Below are 21,091 nucleotides of genomic sequence, written 5' to 3' on the forward strand. Positions count from 1 at the left end.
CATGAAGGTTAACTCTACGCGCGCGCTGGCAAGACCGCTTAGCCTGCTGACGCTGGCATTCTGGCTGGCGGGCTGCGCCGTCGGCCCCGATTATGAGGCGCCGAAGCCGCAGATGCCCGGCGGCTATCATCTGCTGGACGCGCAGCAGGCGTCGAAAACCGCGCCCGGCGCCGTTAATACGCGCTGGTGGCAAAGCTTTAACGATCCGCAGCTCAACAGCCTGATCGCCCGGGCGGTCGAGGGGAACCTGACGCTGCAGCAGGCGGTGCTGCGCATCGCTGGCGCGCGACAGGAACTGGCGCAGGCGCGCGGCGGCCTCTTTCCCAGCCTGAACGGTAGCGCGAAAGTTACGCGTCAGCAGCTGGGCCTGGAAGGGCTGCTGAAAGCCAACGGCGCCACCGACCAGCTGGATAGCGAGACTGCCAGCCAGCTCAGCAACCTGGACCAGCCGGTAACGCTCTATCAGGGCAGCTTCGACGCCAGCTGGGAGCTGGATCTGTGGGGCAAAGTCCGCCGCCAGGTCGAGCTGGCGGATGCGCAAACCCAGGCGGCCATTGAGCAGCGCAACGATGCGCTGGTCTCGCTGGAGGCTGAAGTGGCGCGCGCCTACCTGCAGCTACGCGGCGCGCAGGCGACGGTCGCCACGCTGGAGCAGCAGATTGCGGTGGCGCAGCAGAGCTGGGAGCTGACGCAGAGCCAGCAGCGCAACGGACTGGCGCCCCTTACCGACGTGGAGAATGCGCGCGCGCAGCTCAGTTCGCTACAGGCGCAGCTGCCGCAGTATCAGTCGCAGGCGCGTCAGGCGATGAACGGGCTGGCGGTGCTGCTGGGCAAAACGCCAGGCGCGCTGGATAATGAGCTCTTTACGCCGAAAGCGATGCCTGCCTTGCCGCAGATTGTGCCGGTTGGCATTCCCGCCACGCTGGCGCGTCGCCGCCCGGATATTCGGCAGGCTGAGGCGACGCTGCATGCGCAGACGGCGAACATCGGTGTATCAGTGGCGCAGCTCTTCCCCAGCCTGTCGCTTACCGGCCAGCTCGGGGTACGCAATACCGACGTCAGCTATCTCGATAACTGGAGCAGCCACTTCTATTCCGTCGGCCCCTCGCTGTCGATCCCCCTGTTTCAGGGTGGTCGTCTGGTCTCCAGCGTGAAGCTGGCGCGCGCCCAGCAGGCGAGCGCGGCGCTCGACTATCGCCAGACGGTGCTTACCGCGCTGCAGGATGTGGAAAACGCGCTGGTGAGTTATCGCGCCGATCAGGCGCGCGTTACGGCACTGGATGAAACCACCGGTTCGCTGCAGCGCGCTTTCGATCTGGCCAGCGACAGCTATCGTCAGGGCATTTCGACCTTTATCGACGTGCTGGACGCGCAGCGACAGCTGGCGCAGGCGCAGGAGCAGGCGACCCAGGCGCGCATGCAGAGCGCGCTCGACCTGGTAGCGCTCTATAAGGCGCTGGGCGGCGGCTGGGAGACCTATCAAAAGGTCACGCTGCCGCAGTTCGACGTTTTCGGCCCTGCCGCCAGCGCCAGTTAGCTTTTTTCTCTGCTTTCGGCTGCGGCATCCGGCCGCAGCCGACCCTCATCAGGCGCGCTGCCGCGCCGCCAGCAATGAAATAAAAATTTCTTTTTAACCCTTCAGCGCTTTTTATCCACGCCGCGATTCAGGCGATAAGGTAAAGCCTTACAGGGCATAAATGTGATCGGTCAGGCAAAAATAAGCGGTGCACATGATTCACCACGCAAAACCAATATTTCATATTTTCTATTTGCGATAGAAATAATCTATTTTCACTGGACACCTGCACAACATCGGGAGAAGACATGTCCAGAGAATCCTACCTTACGCTAAATAAAGCCTCAGGGCCGAACAGCAACGCTCGCACCGAACCCTTTGTCAAAGTTATCGCCGTGGTTGCTACGCTTGGCGGCCTGCTGTTTGGCTACGATACCGGCGTTATCTCGGGTGCGCTGCTGTTTATGGGCCCGGAACTCCATCTGACGCCGTTCACTACCGGTCTGGTGACCAGCAGCCTGCTATTCGGTGCGGCCTTCGGCGCGCTGCTCTCCGGCCATTTCGCGGCAGCGGCCGGACGGAAAAAAATTATTCTGGTATTAGCCGTTATCTTCGCTGTGGGCGCCCTGGGCACCTCCATGGCGCCGGATGTGGCCTGGATGATTTTCTTCCGTCTGGTGCTGGGCGTCGCCGTCGGCGGCGCGGCGGCCACCGTGCCGGTTTATATTGCGGAGATCGCCCCGGCCAACCGACGTGGCCAGCTGGTGACGCTGCAGGAGCTGATGATCGTCTCCGGCCAGATGCTGGCCTATATCTCCAACGCCGGCTTCAATGCCGCCTGGGGTGGGGAAACGACCTGGCGCTGGATGCTGGCGGTGGCGACGCTGCCGGCGGTGCTGCTCTTCTTCGGTATGATGTTTATGCCGGACACGCCGCGCTGGTACGCGATGAAAGGGCGTCTGGCGGAGGCGCGCAGGGTGCTGGAGCGAACCCGCGCCCGGCAGGATGTGGAATGGGAGCTGACGGAGATTGAAGAGACCCTGACGGAAGAGCAGCAGCAGCGCCCGCGCCTGAGTGAGCTGCGCAAACCCTGGCTGTTCAGGCTGTTTTTGATCGGCATGGGCATTGCGGTTATTCAGCAGCTGACGGGCGTCAATACCATTATGTATTACGCGCCGACCATGCTGAAAGCGGTCGGCATGGATGACAGCGCGGCACTCTTTGCCACCATCGCCAACGGTGCCATCTCGGTGGTAATGACCTTTGTCGGCATCTGGCTGCTGGGAAAAATGGGGCGCCGGACGCTGACGATGATCGGCCAGTTTGGCTGCACCGCCTGTCTGATTTTTATCGGCGCGGTAACGCTTTTTATGCCGGAAACCGTTAACGGCCAGCCTGATATGTGGCGCAGCTATATGGTGCTGCTGGGCATGCTGCTGTTTTTAAGCTTTCAGCAGGGCGCGTTATCACCGGTCACCTGGCTGCTGCTGTCTGAAATATTCCCGACGCGCCTGCGCGGTATTTTTATGGGCGGCGCGGTATTCGCCATGTGGATCGCCAATTTCCTTATTTCGCTTATGTTTCCGGTGCTGCTGGCAAGCGTCGGTCTGGCGGGCGCTTTCTTTATCTTTGCGCTGGTAGGCATTGCAGGCGCGATATTTGTCATTAAGTGCGTACCGGAAACGCGTAATCGTAGCCTTGAGCAGATTGAACACTATCTGCATGAAACGCTCTCGCGCGATGATGAGTTTGTGCGCGAACCCCTGGGACGGCCCGCAAATAAAACATCATAATTAAAGGTTATCAATTCAGGCAGGAGCCGGCGCACGCGCCGGCTTTTTTTTATCCATTTGTGCCAGCCTCTGGTTAAACTGGAGGTCGGCACCCTGTGACAGCTGGCCTGACACTATTTGTAAAATATTATTTTTGAAGCACCTTATATCGTTTTTTATCCCAGGCCGCGGCACTATTTAACCCATCAGCCTTGAATGAAAACGATTTCAGCCGCCTCTTTTATCCAGAGGTGTAGTGTTAATTCATCATTAATAACACTGTAAGAATTCGCTTAAGTTTCCGCTAACAAAATTCATCTTCACACTTCGGAATTTTCTGTTGTAGAAAATTAATTTATTTTTTTATTTGAATTGGGTAATCTTGTCGCTACAGTTTTATTAAACCCCTAGTCAAGGACATTGTAATGAGTGACGCATTTAAAGTTCTGAACAACATTCGCACATTACGTGCTCAGGCACGTGAACTGCCATTGAGCGATCTGGAAGAAATTCTGGAGAAATTAACCGTCGTCGTTACGGAACGTCGTGAAGAAGTGGAAGCTGAAGAAGCACAAAACCGCGAAAAAGAAGAAAAGCTGTCTAAATATCGTGAAATGCTGCTGGCTGACGGTATCGACCCGAACGAATTACTGGGTGCGCTGGAAACCGGTAAAAAACGCGCCAAGCGCGCGCCGCGTCCCGCCAAGTATTCATATACTGACGAGAACGGCGAAGTAAAATCCTGGACTGGCCAGGGCCGTACCCCAGCGGCAATTAAAAAGGCGCTGGATTCCGGCAAAAGCCTTGACGATTTCCTGATCGGCTAAATTTACCCAATCCTTGCAAGTGGGAGCCGGTGGCCTGAACAGCCACCGGCTTTTTATTTTTCCCCCACTGCCAGCGGCTTGCCTCAGGGCGCACGCCTGGCGCTGGCATGCGTAAGGCGATGTCTGGCATAATGGCCGCCGTTTTTCCCCTCACTCAGCCATAAAGGTCAATGCCGTGTTAGTAAGCAGCAATATCACCATGCAGTTTGGCAGCAAGCCACTGTTCGAAAATATCTCCGTAAAATTTGGCGGCGGTAATCGTTACGGTTTAATCGGTGCAAACGGCAGCGGTAAATCCACCTTTATGAAAATCCTCGGCGGCGACCTTGTGCCTACCGGCGGTAATGTCTCTTACGATCCCAATGAACGCATCGGTAAGTTAAGACAGGATCAGTTTGCGTTTGAGCAATATAGCGTGCTGGACACCGTCATCATGGGTCACCATGAATTGTGGGAAGTAAAGCAGGAGCGCGACCGCATTTACGCTTTGCCGGAAATGAGCGAAGAGGAAGGCTATAAAGTTGCGGACCTGGAAGCGCTTTATGGCGAGATGGATGGCTACAGCGCCGAATCGCGCGCTGGCGAGTTATTACTCGGTGTAGGCATTCCGGTCGAGCAGCATTATGGCCCGATGAGCGAAATTGCACCGGGCTGGAAATTACGCGTGCTGCTGGCGCAGGCGTTATTTTCAAATCCCGATATTTTGTTACTGGACGAACCAACCAACAACCTGGATATTGATACCATCCGCTGGCTGGAGCAGGTGCTGAACGAGCGTGAAAGCACCATGATCATCATTTCGCACGACCGTCATTTTCTGAATATGGTTTGTACTCATATGGCGGATCTCGATTACGGCGAATTACGCGTATATCCAGGCAATTATGACGAGTATATGACGGCGGCCACCCAGTCGCGCGAACGTTTATTAGCGGACAACGCCAAGAAAAAAGCGCAGATTGCCGAGCTGCAGTCTTTCGTTAGCCGCTTTAGCGCTAACGCCTCTAAATCGCGTCAGGCAACGTCGCGCGCGAAACAAATTGATAAAATCAAGCTGGATGAAGTTAAAGCGTCCAGCCGTCAGAACCCCTTTATTCGTTTTGAACAGGACAAGAAACTGTTCCGTAATGCGCTGGAAGTCGAAGCGCTTACCAAAGGTTTTGATAACGGCCCGCTGTTTAAAAATCTCAATCTGCTGCTTGAAGTTGGCGAGAAGCTGGCGGTTATCGGCGCCAACGGTATTGGTAAATCCACGCTGCTGAAAACGCTGGTGGGCGAACTTGCGCCAGACAGCGGCAGCGTTAAATGGTCGGAAAATGCGCGCATTGGCTATTATGCGCAGGATCACGCCACCGATTTCGCCGATGACCTTAGCGTCTTCGACTGGATGAGCCAGTGGAAGCAGGAAGGGGATGATGAGCAGGCGGTGCGCAGCATTCTGGGGCGTCTGCTCTTCAGCCATGACGACATCAAAAAACCGGCGAAGGTGCTGTCGGGCGGTGAAAAAGGGCGCATGCTGTTCGGCAAGCTGATGATGCAGAAACCCAATATCCTGATTATGGATGAACCGACCAACCACCTGGATATGGAGTCGATCGAATCGCTGAATATGGCGCTGGAGATGTATGAAGGCACGCTGATCTTCGTTTCGCACGACCGCGAATTCGTCAGCTCGCTGGCGACCCGCGTGCTGGAGATCAAAGAGGACCGCGTAGTGGACTTTACCGGCACCTACGAAGATTATCTGCGCAGCCAGGGTATTTACTGATTGCTGGCAGCAAGATAAGCAGGGCCGGGTCAGTTACCGCAGGCGAATAACAACGCCACTTGCGTTAGCGCAAAACAGGCAGACGGCTTTATAAAGGGGATAGCTCAGGCTATCCCCTTACTTATTTACCACACACTTCGCAGTGCGCATCCTGCGCCACCTTCATGCTGCGGAACTCCGCGCTCATCGCATCATACATCAGCAGCCGCGACGCAGCGGGGGTGCCAAAGGCGCTCAGCACTTTAATCGCCTCCATCGCCTGCATGGCACCAATCACGCCGACCAGCGGCGCCATCACGCCAGCCTCAACGCAGCTTAGCGTCTGTTCGCCGAACAGGCGGCTGATACAGCGATAGCAGGGGGTACCTGGCTGCCAGGTAAAGACGCTAATCTGACCTTCCATACGGATGGCCGCCCCGGACACCAGCGGCACGCCGCGCGCCCGGCAAAGCCGGTTGAGCTGTTCGCGGATCTGCACGTTGTCGGTGCAGTCGAGCACCACCTGATGCCCGGCGATCAGCGCCTCAAGCGCCGCTTCCTCCAGTACGCCGTTATGGGTATCGATATGCAGATGCGGGTTGATGGCGGCCAGACTCTCCGCCGCCGAGTCGACCTTGGCGCGGCCGATATCCGCGTCGTGATGCAGGATCTGACGCTGCAGATTCGACAGCGCGACGGTATCGAAGTCGAGCAGGGTCAGCGCGCCAATGCCCGCGGCAGCCAGATAAGGCGACGCCGCGCAGCCCAGCCCGCCGAGACCGACGATCAGCGCGCGGCTCGCCTTGAGTTTTTCCTGGCCGTCGAAGTCGAAGCCGCGCAGCACAATCTGGCGGTTATAGCGCAGCATCTCTTCATCGCTGAGTTCGGGTAGCATCACCCCTCCAGCAGCGCGTTAAAAGGTTCAACCTCAACCCATTCGCCCGGCTCGACCGCGCCGCGATCGCGCTCCAGCACGATAAAGCAGTTGGCGGCAGCAAACGAGCTAAAGACGTGCGAGCCCTGATGGCCGGTGCTGCGCACCTCCAGCTCGCCGTCCGCGCCGCGGCTCATAACGCCGCGCTGGAAATCGAGACGGCCAGGGGATTTTTTCAGGCGTGAGGCGGCGCGCGCGCGCAGGCGCGGCGGCAGCGGCGATTCGCTCTGGCCGGTCAGGGCGGCGAGCAGCGGCTGCACCAGCTGATAAAAAGTTACGGCGGCCGATACCGGATTGCCCGGCAGTCCGCAGAACCAGCTGCTGGCGAGGCGGCCAAAGGCGAAAGGCTTACCGGGCTTGATGGCCAGCTTCCAGAAGGTGATAACGCCCAGCTCGTCCAGCATGGCTTTAGTGAAATCCGCTTCGCCCACCGACACGCCGCCGGTGCTGATCACCACATCCGCCTGGCGATCCGCCTCGGCAAAGGCGTGACGCAGCGCCTGCGGATCATCTTTGATGATGCCCAGGTCGATCACTTCGCAGCCGAGCTTGTGCAGCATCAGCGAGACGGTAAAGCGGTTGGTGTCGTAAATCTGGCCGGGCGCCAGCGGCTGGCCGACCGGCTGCAGCTCGTCGCCGGTGGAGAAAACCGCAACGCGCAGCTTGCGCAATACGCTGACCTCGGCAAGGCCGAGCGAGGCGAGGAGCGGCAGCTCCGCCGCGCCGAGGCGCACGCCCGCCGCCAGCACCGGCTGGTCGCGGCGGATATCTTCGCCGATCAGCCGGATATTTTGTCCCGCCCGCACCGGCGCGTTAATGACAATGCCCTCTTCAACCTCGCGCGTCTCTTCCTGCATCACCACCGCTTCGCAGCCCGGCGGCACCGGCGCGCCGGTCATAATGCGCACCACGCTTCCCGCTGGCCAGTCGCCGTTAAAAGGCGCGCCGGCAAAGGCTTTGCCAGCGATCTTCAGCGGTCGATCGGAGGCGATATCGGCCAGCCGTACGGCGTAGCCGTCCATTGCCGAGTTATCGAACGGCGGAACGTCAATCGGCGACGCCACCGGTACGGCGGTAATGCGGCCAACCGCGTCGGCCAGCGGCACGCTGACGCGATCGCGGAGAGGCTGAAGCTGCGCCAGCATTTTCGCCTGCGCCTCTTCCAGAGAAATTAATCCTGCGGTAAAGCTTTCCATCGTATTGGTAACCTGAGTAAAGACAGTTGCTGACTATTATGGTGCTAATTGCCAGCGGAGTCACATTTCCGCCGCGGCATAAGCCACAATAAAAGGTTATGGCCGACGCGCCAGTTTCCGCTTTACAAGCTCAGGCAGGCTTTCTATAGTCAAAAATCATTTAATTTGGCTGAAAACCATTTTAAATCAGTGTTTTCACGCCGGTAAAAGGACAGGGCAAGCGTTATGGTTAAAGCAGTCATCGCCATTCACGGTGGGGCAGGCGCCATTACGCGCTCGGCAATGAGCGCAGAAAAAGAGCAGGCGTACCGTCAGGCGCTGAGCGATATCCTCAGCGTAGGGCAGCAGATGCTGGCGCAGGGCGCCAGCGCGCTGGACGTCGTGACCGAGGCGGTGCGGCTGCTGGAAGAGTGCCCGCTGTTCAACGCCGGGAGGGGCGCGGTCTTTACCCATCAGGGCACGCACGAGCTGGATGCCTGCGTAATGGACGGCCGCACGCTGGCGGTGGGCGCAGTGGCGGGCGTGTCGCGCCTGCGCAACCCGGTGCTGGCGGCGCGCAAGGTGCTGGAGGCGAGCCCGCACGTACTCTTTATCGGCGCGGGCGCGGAGCAGTTTGCGCGGGAGCACGGGCTGGAGGAGGTCGACCCCACCTTTTTTTCGACGCCGGAACGCCGGGAGCAGCTGCAGCGCGCGCTGGCGAGCGACGAGATGGTGCTCGACCACGACGGCGCGGCGAAGTCTGACGACCCGCTCGATCCCGACCGTAAATTTGGCACCGTGGGCGCGGTAGCGATCGACGCGGAGGGCAATCTCGCCGCCGCCACGTCGACCGGGGGCATGACCAACAAGCAGGCGGGCCGCGTCGGCGACTCGCCGCTGCCGGGCGCGGGCTGCTATGCCAGCAACGATACGGTGGCGGTCTCCTGCACCGGCACGGGCGAGGTCTTTATCCGTACCCTGGCGGCCTATGATATCGCCGCGCAGATGCGCTACGGCGGCCACTCGCTGCAGCAGGCCTGCGTTAACGTGATCCACGACGCCATCCCCGAACTGGGCGGCAGCGGCGGGCTGATCGCTATCGACCGCTTTGGCAACGTGGCGCTGCCGTTTAACAGCGAAGGCATGTACCGCGGTGTGGCGCGCGTGGGCGAAGAGATTGAGGTCGGCATCTACCGCGAAGGCTAAGGAGCAGGCATGACGCAGCAAATGGCGCCGGAGCAGGTTCTGGCGGTACGCAATCTCAACGTGCGCTTCAGCCATGAAGGGCGCATCACGCACGCGGTGCGCGACCTTTCGCTGGAGGTGCAGCGCGGCGAAACCCTGGCGATCGTGGGCGAGTCTGGATCCGGCAAATCGGTCACCTCGCTGGCGCTGATGCGGCTGATTGAGCAGGCGGGCGGCGAGGTCAGCGGCGATATTCTGCTGCGCCGCCGCAGCGGCGAGCTGCTGGACGTGGCGCGCGCAACGCCGGGCGTGATGCGTCGCGTACGCGGCGCCGATATGGCGATGATCTTTCAGGAGCCGATGACCTCCCTTAACCCGGTTTTCACCGTTGGTGAGCAGATCGCCGAATCGATCCGTCTGCATCAGGGCAAAAGCCACCAGCAGGCGCTGGCGGAAGCGCGCCGCATGCTCGATCTGGTGCGCATTCCCGAAGCCCAGGGCGTGCTGTCGCGCTATCCGCATCAGCTCTCCGGCGGTATGCGTCAGCGCGTGGTGATCGCCATGGCGCTGTCGTGCCGTCCCGCGCTGCTGATCGCCGATGAGCCGACCACTGCGCTCGACGTGACGATTCAGGCGCAAATCCTGCAGCTGATCCGCGTGCTGCAAAAAGAGATGCAGATGGGGGTGATTTTTATCACCCACGATATGGGCGTCGTGGCGGAAATGGCGGATCGCGTGCAGGTGATGTACCGCGGCGACGTGGTGGAGCGCGCGCCGGTGCAGCAGCTGTTCGACGCGCCGCAGCAGCCCTATACTCAGGCGCTGCTCGCCGCGGTGCCAAAACTCGGCGCGATGAGCGGCCAGCCGCTGCCCGCGCGTTTTCCGCTGCTGCATCCGGGCGGACAGGCGGAGCCGGAGACGCCGCAGGATACGGCGCGGCGCGATCTCGATCCGATTTTGCAGGTGCGCGATCTGGTGACGCGCTTTGATATTCGCGGCGGCCTGTTTAACCGCGTTAAGCGCCGCGTTCACGCAGTAGAGAAGGTGAGTTTCGATCTCTACGCCGGCGAGACGCTGGCGCTGGTAGGCGAATCCGGCTGCGGCAAATCCACCACCGGGCGCTCGCTGCTGCGGCTGGTGGCGAGCCAGGGCGGCACCATCACCTTCAACGGCCAGCGCATCGACACCCTGAGCGGCCCGGCGCTGGCGCACCTGCGGCGCGATATCCAGTTTATCTTTCAGGATCCCTACGCCTCGCTCGATCCGCGTCTGACGGTGGGCTTCTCTGTTATGGAGCCGCTGCTGGTACACAAGGTGATGCCGCGCCGCGAGGCGGAACAGCGCGTCGCCTGGCTGCTGGAAAAAGTGGGGCTACTGCCAGAGCACGCGCAGCGCTATCCCCATGAGTTCTCGGGCGGCCAGCGCCAGCGCATCTGTATCGCGCGCGCGCTGGCGCTCAATCCCAAAGTGGTCATCGCCGACGAGTCGGTGTCGGCGCTTGACGTCTCAATCCAGGCGCAGATCGTCAATCTGATGCTCGACCTGCAGCGCGAGTTTGGCATCGCTTTCCTGTTTATTTCCCACGATATGGCCGTTGTCGAGCGCATCAGCCATCGCGTGGCGGTTATGTATCTGGGACAGATCGTTGAAATAGGGCCGCGCCAGGCGGTGTTTGAGCAGCCGCGCCACCCCTACACCCGCAAGCTGATGGCCGCCGTTCCGGTGGCGGATCCGGCGCATCGTCGGCGCGAACGCGCGCTGATGGTGGATGAAATACCCAGCGCCGTGCGCGCGCTGGGTGATGAGCCTGAAGTGGCGCCGCTGATGGAGGTGGCACCGGGCCATTTCGTTGCGCGCCACGCAATCAGCAGCACCTGACATCACAATCACACTAAGCAGGGATACAGGAGAACATGATGCACAACGCAATGCGTAAAGGGTTACTGGCTGCAGGCGTAATGAGCGCCATGGCGGCGCTGCCCGCCTGGGCGGCAAAAGACGCGGTTATCGCCGTCGGGTCCAACTTCACCACGCTCGATCCCTACGACGCTAACGACACGCTGTCGCAGGCGGTGGCGAAATCGTTCTATCAGGGACTGTTCGGCTTCGATAAAGAGATGAAGCTGACCAACGTGCTGGCGGAAAGCTATCAGGCCAGCCCGGACGGTCTCACCTACACCATTAAGCTGCGTCCGGGAATTAAATTCCAGGACGGCACTGACTTTAACGCCGAAGCGGTTAAGGTCAACCTGGAGCGCGCCAGCAATCCCGATAATCACCTTAAGCGCTACAACCTGTTTAAATATATCGCCACTACCGAGGCGGTCGATCCCACCACGGTGAAGATCACGCTGAAACAGCCTTTTTCCGCCTTTATCAACAACCTGGCGCATCCGGCCGCGGCGATGATTTCACCGACCGCGCTGAAAAAGTATGGCAAAGAGATCGGTTTTCACCCGGTCGGCACCGGCCCCTATGAGCTGGTGACCTGGAACCAGACCGACTACGTGAAGGTGAAAAAGTGGGACGGCTACTGGAAGAAGGGCTATCCAAAGCTCGACAGCATCACCTGGCGTCCGGTGGTGGACAACAACACCCGCGCGGCGATGCTGCAGACCGGCGAAGCGAACTTCGCCTTCCCGATCCCCTTTGAGCAGGCCAAACTGCTGGAGAAGAACGCGAAGCTGAAGGTAGTGACGTCGCCGTCGATCATGCAGCGCTATATCAGCCTGAACGTCACCCAGAAGCCGTTCGACAACCCGAAAGTACGCGAGGCGCTGGCGTACGCCATTAACCGCGAGGCGCTGACCAAAGTCGCCTTTGCCGGCTACGCGAAGCCAGCGACCGGCATCGTGCCGCCGTCGATCGACTTTGCGCAGACCTACCCGGCGATACAATATAACCCGGCCAAAGCGCGCGAGCTGCTGAAGGAAGCGGGCTACCCCAACGGTTTTGAAACCACGCTCTGGTCGTCGCACAACCACAGCACCGCGCAAAAAGTGCTGCAGTTTACCCAGCAGCAACTGGCGCAGGTGGGTGTGAAGGTCAAGGTAACGGCGATGGACGCGGGCCAGCGCGCCGCGGAGGTAGAGAGTAAAGGGCAGAAAGAGAGCGGCGTACGCATGTTCTATACCGGCTGGTCCGCCTCCACCGGCGAAGCCGACTGGGCGCTGACGCCGCTGTTCGCCACCACCTCCTGGCCGCCTGCCATCTTTAACACCGCTTTCTACAGCAATCCGCAGGTGGATAAAGATCTGGCCGACGCGCTGAAGACCACCGATCGCGAGCGCAAAGCCAGCCTCTATAAAGACGCGCAGGATAAAATCTGGAACGACCATCCGTGGATCCCACTGGTGGTGGAGCAGCTGGTTTCCGCCAATACGGCGTCGCTGACCGGGTTCTACGTGATGCCCGACACCTCATTTAGCTTTGACGAGGCCGACCTGAAGTAACCCGACCGGCCAGCCCGCGCGGGCTGGCCGCCGCTGCGCAGGATTTCGCATGCTTAACTATTTTATTAAACGTCTGCTCGGGCTTATCCCGACGCTGCTGATTGTCGCGGTGCTGGTGTTCCTGTTCGTTCACCTGCTGCCGGGCGATCCGGCGCGCCTTATTGGCGGTCAGGACGCCGACGCCACGGTAGTGGCGCTGGTTCGCCAGGAGCTGGGACTGGATCAGCCGCTGCCGCAGCAGTTCTGGCACTTTATTCTCAATGCGCTGCAGGGCGACTTTGGCCATTCGCTGGTCTCGAAGCGGCCGGTGGCGGAAGAGATCGCGACCCGCTTTATGCCGACGCTGTGGCTGACGCTGGCCAGCATGATCTGGGCGGTGATTTTTGGTATGGCGATCGGCATCGTCTCCGCCGTGTGGCGCAACCGCTGGCCCGATCGCCTCGGCATGACGTTGGCGGTCTCGGGCATCTCTTTTCCTGCTTTCGCGCTCGGCATGCTGCTGATGCAGATCTTCTCCGTCGAGCTGGGCTGGCTGCCGACCGTCGGTGCTGACAGCTGGCGCCACTATATTTTGCCATCCATCACGCTGGGCGCCGCGGTAGCGGCGGTGATGGCGCGCTTTACCCGCGCCTCCTTCGTGGAAGTCATGCAGGAAGACTATATGCGCACCGCGCGCGCTAAAGGGGTGCGCGAATCGCTGGTGGTGGTCAAGCACGGCCTGCGCAACGCCATGATCCCGGTGGTTACCATGATGGGCCTGCAGTTTGGCTTTCTGCTCGGCGGCTCAATCGTGGTGGAGGTGGTCTTTAACTGGCCCGGCCTTGGCCGCCTGCTGGTGGATTCAGTGGAGATGCGCGACTACCCGGTGATCCAGGCCGAAGTGCTGCTCTTCTCGCTGGAGTTCATCCTGATTAACCTGATTGTCGATCTGCTCTATGCGGCAATCAATCCCGCTATTCGCTACAGGTAAGGAGTCGCAATGAAAAACTGGCGACGCGAAGCGGTGCTGAAAAGCCTGCCGCTGACGACGGAAAATCGGGTTCGTACGCCCTGGAGCGAGTTCTGGCGGCGCTTCCGCCGCCAGCCGGTGGCGATGACCTCCGGGCTGTTCGTGCTGCTGCTGATCGTGCTGGCGTTTATCGCGCCGCTGATCGCGCCGTTCGACGCCGAAAACTATTTCGATTACGACCGGCTCAACCAGGGCCCTTCGCTGGTGCACTGGTTTGGCGTCGATTCGCTGGGCCGCGATATCTTCAGCCGCGTGCTGGTCGGCACGCGCATTTCGCTGATTGCCGGCTTCTTTTCGGTGGCGATCGGCGCGGCCATCGGCACCTTTTTCGGTCTGCTGGCGGGCTATTACGAGGGGGCCTGGGATCGTATCACCATGCGTATCTGCGACGTGCTGTTCGCTTTTCCCGGCATTCTGCTGGCGATTGCGGTGGTGGCGATTATGGGCAGCGGCATGAGCAACGTAATTATCGCAGTGGCGATTTTCAGCATTCCGGCATTCGCCCGTCTGGTGCGCGGCAATACGCTGGTGCTGAAACATCAGACCTATATTGAGTCGGCGCGCAGCATCGGCGCCTCGGACGCCACCATCCTGCTGCGCCATATTCTGCCCGGCACGGTGTCGTCTATCGTGGTCTACTTCACCATGCGCATCGGCACCTCGATCATTACCGCCGCCAGCCTGTCGTTTCTCGGGCTGGGAGCGCAGCCGCCGACGCCGGAGTGGGGGGCGATGCTCAACGAGGCGCGCGCCGATATGGTGCTGGCGCCGCACGTAGCGATTTTCCCCAGCCTCGCGATTTTTCTCACGGTTTTAGCATTTAATTTGCTTGGCGACGGGCTTCGCGACGCACTCGATCCTAAACTCAAGACATGAAAAAATTCGATTACGAGCAGGACTTTAAAACTATCGACTTCCGCAAGCACCCGGAGCGCTATCAGGTCGGGCGCGGCGAGCAGGGCGTGCTGATGGTCGAGCCGTATAAAAGCGAGATCTTGCCGCACTGGCGCTTCCGCACCGTGCCGATAGCTGAGGCCTCGGCGGCGAAGATTATGGCGCTGTTTGAGGAGTATCGCGCGCAGGATGATTTTGTCGGTATGGATATGGCGCGCAAGTTCATTCAGATGGGCTATACCCGCGCGCGCCGCTACAGCAATCATAAGGGCGGTCGCAAGTATGACGCGGAGGGCAATGAACTGCCGCGCGGCGTCGATGAAGAAAAGGCCGCTGCGGCGGCCGTTTTCAAAGCGTACTGGGATCGCCTGCGCGAAGATGAGGACTACCTGAGGCGTAAGCAGGCGCATCAACAGCTCTATGGCTAAATCCGCCTCGTCCGCTACCAGCAGAATGTCGTAACCCACCTCCACCTGACGCTGGCCCTATTCGGCACGTCGCCAGCGCTGGGCGCGCCATTTCGTCCTGTCCCATCTGAAATACCGCGCTTTTTGTAGGGAGATTATGGCGTCTTTTCAGTAAGATACGCATCGATTTCGCCTGCTGAAAAGGTGGTCATTTACCGCTGACTTCGTAAATAAGTGCAAACGTCGCGTCCAGACCTTTAGCGGCTAACCTCTGGGAATTTCAGCTAAAATTCTTATCTGCCAGCGCCGCATCTTTTGTCAATAATCATAACAGGGTTGAGTTTAGCGCGACCTGGTGCTTAAATCCGAAATTCAAATTTACTGTGAATTCAATAATAAGCAGATAACAAGGCAGCTGCGGACACCTGTCGCCGCAGTCGACTATGTGGATAATGTGAGAGCGCAATGATGAAAGAGATCGTTAACGGATTTCTGAGTTTTCAACAGAATGTGTTTCCTGAAAGGAAGGATCTTTTCAAAAGCCTGGCGTCGAACCAAAATCCGAAAGCGCTGTTTATCTCCTGTTCTGACAGCCGTTTAGTACCGGAGCTGGTGACCCAACAGGAGCCGGGTCAGCTCTTCGTGATCCGCAACGCGGGCAATATCGTGCCGCCGTTCGGGCCGGAGCCAGGCGGCGTATCGGCTACCATCGAATATGCGGTTATGGTGCTGGGCGTAAGCGAAATTATCATCTGCGGCCACTCCAACTGCGGCGCGATGAACGCTATCGCTTCCTGTCAGTGCATGGACAACATGCCGGCAGTAGATCACTGGCTGCACTACGCCGATGCGGCGAAAACCGTGGTGGAAGAGCGCCAGTATGATACGCCGGAAGCGAAGCTGAACGAGATGGTGAAAGAGAACGTTATCGCCCAGTTGAACAACATCAAGACGCATCCGTCGGTGGCGCTGGCGCTGCGTAAAGGCAAAGTGCGTCTGCACGGCTGGGTTTACGATATCGAGTCAGGCAAAATCATCGCCCTGACCGAAGGCGGCAAGAGCTTTATTTCGCTCTCCGATAACCCGGAAACCTGTTTCGAGTAAGCCTTTCGCCCGCTGCCTGTGCAGCGGGCGTTTTCTTTCTGCTTCCCCCGGCGCGTTCTCAACGGATTATCTAAGCTATTAAGGTCCTGTTTCCATTTGAGAACTGACTATGCGCAAAATTTCCCTGTTGACCCTACTGGCGAGCGCCATGCTGCTGGCGGGATGCACCTCACACGTTACCAGTAAACAGCAATATTCCGGTTTTATCACTGATTACAGCCAGCTTAAACCCGCCACCTCAGCCAGCGATCGCCCCACGCTGCGCTGGATCTCGCCCGATTACCGCGACGGTGACTATACCTCGGTAGTCTATACGCCGGTGGTTTACTATCCGGCGGCTAAGCCGACGCCGCGCGTCAGCCAGCAGACGCTGGATCACATCCGCAGCTATGCCGACTCCCGCCTGAAAGCGGCGATAGGGGAACGTAAACAGCTGGTGACTAAGCCTGGCCCACATACGCTGATCGTTCGCAGCGCCATTACCGGCGTGACGGCGGAAAACGAGGGCGTGCAGTTCTATGAGGTGGTGCCGGTGGCGGCGGTGATCGCCAGCACTATGGCGGCGACCGGTCACCGCACCCAAAACAGCGCGCTGTTTCTGGAGATTGAGGCACGCGACGCCCAGACCGGCAAACCGCTGATTAAGGTGGTACGCAAGGCGTTCGGCAAGCCGCTTAACAACAGCAGCGCGCCCATTACCTACGGCGACGTAAAAAGCGCCATTGACGATACGGTCAGCGACGCCGTGCACTTCAGCGCGCCCTGAGTCCCGCACGTTGGGCAGGGACGCCTTCTTTAATCTTTTGTAAAGCCTGAACATTATCTGGTCGTGCTGGCTACCCTTAAGCTCATCCCCTGACGACTGGAGCACACTATGGCCCGACTCACTGCCGCGCTGCTACTCGGCGGCGCGCTGTTTAATCTTCCCGCGCTGGCGGAGGAGGTAGAGGTTCAGGTTTTACAGGACAGGCTTAATCATCCCTGGGCGGTGGCGTTTCTGCCGGATAACCAGACGCTGCTGATTACCGAACGGAGCGGAGAGCTGCGCAGCTGGCGACCCGACAGCGGCCTGTCGCCGCCCATCGACGGGGTGCCGAAAGCGGCGGTGCGCCGGCAGGCGGGGCTGCTCGACGTGGTGCTGGCGCCGGACTTTGCGCAGAGCCGTCGCGTATGGCTCAGCTATACCGAAGCGAGCGACAGCGGCGAGCTGGGGGCGGTGGTCGGCTACGGCCAGCTCAGCGCAGATAACCGGCGTCTGACCGGCTTTAAACCGGTTATCCGTCAGACCCCGCAGCTCTCGGCGGGCAATAACCTCGGCACGCGCATGGCCTTCGATCGCGACGGCTATCTCTATGTCGTTTTCGGCGATAACTTTCACAGCAGCAGCGCGCAGGATCTCGACAAGCTGACCGGCAAAATCCTGCGGCTAAACCAGGATGGCAGCGTGCCGAAGGATAACCCCTTCGTCGGCCGCAGCGGCGCGCGCCCGGAAATCTGGGCCTCGGGCCTGCGCAATCCGCAGGGGCTGGCCTTCAATCCCTGGACGCAGCAGATATGGGAAAGTGAGCACGGCCCGCGAGGCGGCGATGAGGTCAATATTCCGCAAAAAGGCAAAAACTACGGCTGGCCGCTGGCGACCTGGGGCATCGACTACAGCGGCAGCAAGGTGCCGGAGTCAAAAGGATCGCACGTTGAGGGCACCGAGCAGCCGGTGTTTTACTGGAAACAGTCGCCTGCGCTGAGCGGCATGGCGTTTTATAACAGCGCACGCTTTCCGCAGTGGAAAAATTCATTGTTTATCGGCGCGCTCAAAGATAAGAGCCTGATACGGCTCAGCGTTAACGGCGAGAAGGTGGTGGAGACGCAGCGCCTGCTGAAGGATCGCGACGAGCGTATCCGCGACGTCCGGCAGGGGCCGGACGGCTATCTCTACGTGCTCACCGACAGCGACAACGGCAAGCTGCTGAAGGTGGGACTTGCGCAGCAGGCCGGTGCGCCTCGCGGCTAATCAGCGCGCCCAGCGGCAGACTTCCCAGCCGCGCTTCAGCGCTTCCTGATGCAGCAGCGCATCCGGGTTGATGACCAGCGCGTGATCGGCCTGCGCCAGCAGCGGCAGGTCGTTCATCGAGTCGCTGTAGGCCCAGGTGCGCGCGAACGCCTGCTCCTGCTGCAGGGCGCGCCAGTCGCTCAGCCGGGTGACCTTGCCCTCTTTATACGTCATGGTGCCGTAGGTCTGGCCGCTGTAGCGGTCATCCACCACCTCTACGCCAATCGCCAGCGCGCCGTGCGCACCCAGCCGTTCAGCGATCGGCGTCACCAGATGTTCGCCGCTGGCGGAGCAGATCACCACTTTGTCGCCGCGCTGCTGGTGCCAGCTGATGCGGTCGCGCGCTTCTGGATAGACGCGCGGCAGGATGTCGCGCTGGATCCAGCGGCGCACCCAGCCCGCGACGGTCGGCGCCGCCAGACCGGCCAGCGGCGAGAGCGTCAGCGCCATATAATCTTCCATCGCCAGCGTGCCGGCATAGTATTGCGCCATCAGCGCCTGCTCTTTCGCCAGCAGTTCTTCACGGGCAAAGCCCTGCGACACCAGCCAGCGCAGCCACAGGCCGGTACTGTCTGCGCAGATAACGGTTTCGTCGAGATCGAATACGGCTAAGTCCATGGTGGGTCTCCTCTGTAGACTCACAACAGCCTGGCAGAATTTTGTGACGGTCTTAACCCTTCTGCGAAAAATCGGAATTTCACCGGCTTTTCCGTGCGCTTCACCCGCGCGAAACTGGTAGGCGCGCCCGGCGCATGCCAGGGTTACTCTACTAAACTCTATAAAACTTTACGGTTGGGCGGTTTTTTTCATGCGCTGCAGAGGGTAGCGTTTCACTCTGTAGGTTTTTGCCTTAAAACCGCGATTTAACATGGAATTTCCTCGCACATGACAACTATTCGCTCCTCACGCCGCCTGCGGCACGCTGCTGCCGCCTCGTTACTGCTGTTTATCGCCCCCGTTGCTCTCGCCGTAGACGCGCCGGCGCCGCCTCAGGTCGAGGCCAAAGCCTGGATATTAATGGATTATGCCAGCGGTAAGGTGCTGGCAGAGGGCAACGCGGACGACCGGCTCGATCCCGCCAGCCTGACCAAGATGATGACCAGCTATGTGGTCGGCCAGGCGCTGAAGTCGGGCAAAATCAAGCGCGACGATATGGTCACTATCGGCCAGGACGCCTGGGCCACCGGCAATCCCAAACTCAAAGGCTCGTCGCTGATGTTCCTCAAGCCCGGCGATCGCATTCCTGTTTCGGAGCTGAATAAAGGCATTGTTATTCAGTCGGGCAACGACGCCTGCATTGCGCTGGCGGACTATGTTGCCGGCAGCCAGGACGCCTTTATCGGGCTGATGAATAACTATGTCAAAGCGTTCGGGCTGAAGAACACCCACTTTATGACGGTGCACGGGCTGGATGCGGAAGGGCAGTACAGCACCGCGCGCGATATGGCGCTGATTGGCCAGGCGCTGATCCGCGACGTGCCGGAAGAGTACGCGCTGAATAAAGAGAAAGAGTTTACCTTTAACCATATTCGCCAGATGAACCGCAACCGTCTGCTCTGGAGCACCAATCTCCAGGTGGACGGTATCAAAACCGGCCATACCTCGGGGGCGGGCAATAATCTGGTGGCCTCTGCCACCGAAAACGATATGCGGCTGATCTCGGTGGTGCTGGGCACCGCCAGCGACGCCGCGCGCTTTCGCGAGAGCGAGAAGCTCCTGACCTGGGGTTTCCGCTTTTTTGAGACCGTGACGCCAATTAAGGCGGATAAGCCTTTCGCCCAGCAGCGCGTCTGGTTCGGCGATCGTAAAGAGGTTAACCTCGGCGTTGAGAAAGATGCAGCGCTGACGCTGCCGAAAGGGCAGATGAAGAATCTGAAGGCGAGCTATACCCTGACCACGCCGCAGCTTGAGGCGCCATTAAAGAAAAATCAGGTGGTGGGTACGATCGATTTCCAGCTTGACGGCAAGACCATTGAGCAGCGGCCGCTGGTGGTGATGGAGGAGGTGCCGGAGGGCAATTTCTTCAGCCGCATCGTCGATTTCGTGCTGATGCAGTTCCACTCGCTGTTCGGCAAGTGGTTTAGCTAACACCGGCGCGCTGTAAGTGCTGAGCAGATGCGGAGGTCATAGGCCGATCGCAACGTTGCTCAAGGCATCTCTGCGCGCTCGGCCCGCGACATCCCTGTCGCGGGCCGCTTTGCTACTCTGCCCACGCCATCCGCTTCAGACGGTGAGGTTGCCTGTCAGGGCTATCCGCTTTCAGACCAGCTTTCTTAATCCTGAATCCAGCCCTTGCGTATCGGCAGGGCGAACAGCGCGCGGTAGAGGGCGTTAATGGCCGCCAGCATGCGCGCGCCATATCCCTGCCAGGCGAGATGCGACGCCAGACAGCCAAGCAGTCCCACCAGAAATCCGCCCAGCATATCCATCGGCCAGTGTACGCCGAGATAGACGCGCGACCAGGCGATGGCGCTGCCGAGCGCCATCAGCATCACGCCCGACCAGAGGCGGTGCCAGAAGATAAACGCCAGCGCGAAGGTGAAAATGGTCGTGCCGTGATCGCTCGGGTAGGAGTCGTCAGGCGCATGATGCAGAAACTGATAGCCCAGCCCGATAGCGAACGGACGTGGATGCGGAAAAAGCTGGCCGACGCACCAGGAGATAGAGAGCGCATAGATCAGCGCCATGCCGGTTTTCAACACCAGCACGCGCTGCGATTTCAGCTGGTCGCGCGGGCCCCACAGCCAGAGCGCGACAATCAGCAGCGGCACGATGGCGATAAGATCTTTGGCGATAAAGGTCGCCAGCGCCAGCAGCCAGCCTGGCGAAGCGGGCGTCGCGTTAATAAATAAAAACAGAGAGTGGTTTAGCGCTTCCATAATGGTAAGAAATCCTCATCTTATAACTGCACCCGTTCGCCGCTGCGCACAAAATGCCAAAGAAAAGGCCTATTCTGGCGATGCGGCAGGGCGGGAGATATAGCGCCAGCTCCTAAATGACACGCAGGTTGCAGAACGGTTTA

General features: G+C 59.7%; 18 protein-coding genes. 14 read left to right on the forward strand and 4 right to left on the reverse strand.

Going from position 1 to position 21,091, the window contains the following annotated elements:
- Position 1: 1 nt before the first annotated feature.
- The 4 genes from MHZ97_RS01950 (at position 2) to MHZ97_RS01965 (ending at position 5,883) form a co-directional block, all read left to right on the forward strand.
- Positions 2-1,537, forward strand: coding sequence for an efflux transporter outer membrane subunit (locus MHZ97_RS01950; RefSeq protein WP_239312487.1), 1,536 nt, complete (start codon positions 2-4; stop codon positions 1,535-1,537).
- A gap of 287 nt (positions 1,538-1,824) precedes the next feature.
- Complete coding sequence (locus tag MHZ97_RS01955) at positions 1,825-3,309, forward strand: sugar porter family MFS transporter (RefSeq protein WP_103795300.1); 1,485 nt, start codon at positions 1,825-1,827, stop codon at positions 3,307-3,309.
- Between the two features lie 404 nt (positions 3,310-3,713).
- Positions 3,714-4,115: an H-NS family nucleoid-associated regulatory protein gene (locus MHZ97_RS01960; protein ID WP_033751426.1), complete on the forward strand. Its 402-nt coding sequence runs from the start codon at positions 3,714-3,716 to the stop codon at positions 4,113-4,115.
- 175 nt (positions 4,116-4,290) lie between these two features.
- A complete protein-coding gene (locus tag MHZ97_RS01965; protein ID WP_103795301.1) occupies positions 4,291-5,883 on the forward strand; it encodes an ABC-F family ATPase in 1,593 nt (530 codons plus the stop codon).
- A gap of 121 nt (positions 5,884-6,004) precedes the next feature.
- Here MHZ97_RS01965 and moeB read toward each other — a convergent pair whose 3' ends face one another.
- Together moeB and moeA are read right to left on the reverse strand one after the other, a co-directional pair.
- The gene (moeB, locus tag MHZ97_RS01970; RefSeq protein WP_239312485.1) at positions 6,005-6,757 is read right to left on the reverse strand and encodes a molybdopterin-synthase adenylyltransferase MoeB; all 753 of its coding nucleotides are present in this window, start codon (positions 6,755-6,757) and stop codon (positions 6,005-6,007) included.
- Positions 6,757-7,992 carry a molybdopterin molybdotransferase MoeA gene (gene moeA, locus MHZ97_RS01975; protein ID WP_103795303.1) on the reverse strand — a complete coding sequence of 412 codons (1,236 nt, stop codon included), beginning with the start codon at positions 7,990-7,992 and terminating at the stop codon, positions 6,757-6,759. Before moeA ends, moeB begins: the two co-directional genes overlap by 1 nt.
- Positions 7,993-8,217: 225 nt before the next feature.
- Between moeA and MHZ97_RS01980 the strand changes: the two genes are divergently transcribed.
- The 9 genes from MHZ97_RS01980 to MHZ97_RS02020 all read left to right on the forward strand — a co-directional run bounded on the left by MHZ97_RS01980 (position 8,218) and on the right by MHZ97_RS02020 (position 18,030).
- Entirely contained in the window at positions 8,218-9,177 is a 960-nt protein-coding gene (locus MHZ97_RS01980) for an isoaspartyl peptidase/L-asparaginase family protein (protein WP_103795304.1), read from the forward strand.
- 9 nt (positions 9,178-9,186) lie between these two features.
- The gene (gsiA, locus tag MHZ97_RS01985) at positions 9,187-11,034 is read left to right on the forward strand and encodes a glutathione ABC transporter ATP-binding protein GsiA (RefSeq protein WP_239312470.1); all 1,848 of its coding nucleotides are present in this window, start codon (positions 9,187-9,189) and stop codon (positions 11,032-11,034) included.
- A gap of 38 nt (positions 11,035-11,072) precedes the next feature.
- Positions 11,073-12,608: a glutathione ABC transporter substrate-binding protein GsiB gene (gene gsiB, locus MHZ97_RS01990; protein WP_103795306.1), complete on the forward strand. Its 1,536-nt coding sequence runs from the start codon at positions 11,073-11,075 to the stop codon at positions 12,606-12,608.
- Positions 12,609-12,657: 49 nt separating this feature from the next.
- Positions 12,658-13,578 carry a glutathione ABC transporter permease GsiC gene (gsiC, locus tag MHZ97_RS01995; protein ID WP_239312467.1) on the forward strand — a complete coding sequence of 307 codons (921 nt, stop codon included), beginning with the start codon at positions 12,658-12,660 and terminating at the stop codon, positions 13,576-13,578.
- A 9-nt stretch (positions 13,579-13,587) separates the two neighbouring features.
- Positions 13,588-14,493 carry a glutathione ABC transporter permease GsiD gene (gene gsiD, locus MHZ97_RS02000; protein WP_103795308.1) on the forward strand — a complete coding sequence of 302 codons (906 nt, stop codon included), beginning with the start codon at positions 13,588-13,590 and terminating at the stop codon, positions 14,491-14,493.
- Positions 14,490-14,939 carry a DUF4385 domain-containing protein gene (locus tag MHZ97_RS02005; protein ID WP_239312464.1) on the forward strand — a complete coding sequence of 150 codons (450 nt, stop codon included), beginning with the start codon at positions 14,490-14,492 and terminating at the stop codon, positions 14,937-14,939. The genes gsiD and MHZ97_RS02005 overlap by 4 nt, the downstream gene beginning before the upstream one ends.
- A 447-nt stretch (positions 14,940-15,386) precedes the next feature.
- Positions 15,387-16,022, forward strand: a complete 636-nt coding sequence (locus tag MHZ97_RS02010; protein ID WP_103795570.1) for a carbonic anhydrase — start codon at positions 15,387-15,389, stop codon at positions 16,020-16,022.
- 109 nt (positions 16,023-16,131) lie between these two features.
- A complete protein-coding gene (locus MHZ97_RS02015; RefSeq protein ID WP_103795310.1) occupies positions 16,132-16,788 on the forward strand; it encodes a DUF3313 domain-containing protein in 657 nt (218 codons plus the stop codon).
- A 108-nt stretch (positions 16,789-16,896) separates the two neighbouring features.
- Entirely contained in the window at positions 16,897-18,030 is a 1,134-nt protein-coding gene (locus tag MHZ97_RS02020) for a PQQ-dependent sugar dehydrogenase (protein ID WP_239312461.1), read from the forward strand.
- On the opposite strand, the gene MHZ97_RS02025 is transcribed toward MHZ97_RS02020, so the two are convergent.
- A complete protein-coding gene (locus MHZ97_RS02025; RefSeq protein WP_239312459.1) occupies positions 18,031-18,687 on the reverse strand; it encodes an HAD family phosphatase in 657 nt (218 codons plus the stop codon).
- Positions 18,688-18,954: 267 nt separating this feature from the next.
- Here MHZ97_RS02025 and MHZ97_RS02030 point away from each other — a divergent pair, with 267 nt between their 5' ends.
- The gene (locus MHZ97_RS02030) at positions 18,955-20,157 is read left to right on the forward strand and encodes a serine hydrolase (protein ID WP_239312457.1); all 1,203 of its coding nucleotides are present in this window, start codon (positions 18,955-18,957) and stop codon (positions 20,155-20,157) included.
- A 185-nt stretch (positions 20,158-20,342) separates the two neighbouring features.
- Here the strand turns inward: MHZ97_RS02030 and ybjG are convergent, their stop codons facing one another.
- A complete protein-coding gene (gene ybjG / locus MHZ97_RS02035; RefSeq protein ID WP_239312454.1) occupies positions 20,343-20,948 on the reverse strand; it encodes an undecaprenyl-diphosphate phosphatase in 606 nt (201 codons plus the stop codon).
- Between the last annotated feature and the right edge of the window lie 143 nt (positions 20,949-21,091).

The organism is Pantoea sp. ACRSC (genome assembly GCF_022346785.1).
Lineage (GTDB): Bacteria > Pseudomonadota > Gammaproteobacteria > Enterobacterales > Enterobacteriaceae > Pantoea > Pantoea alvi.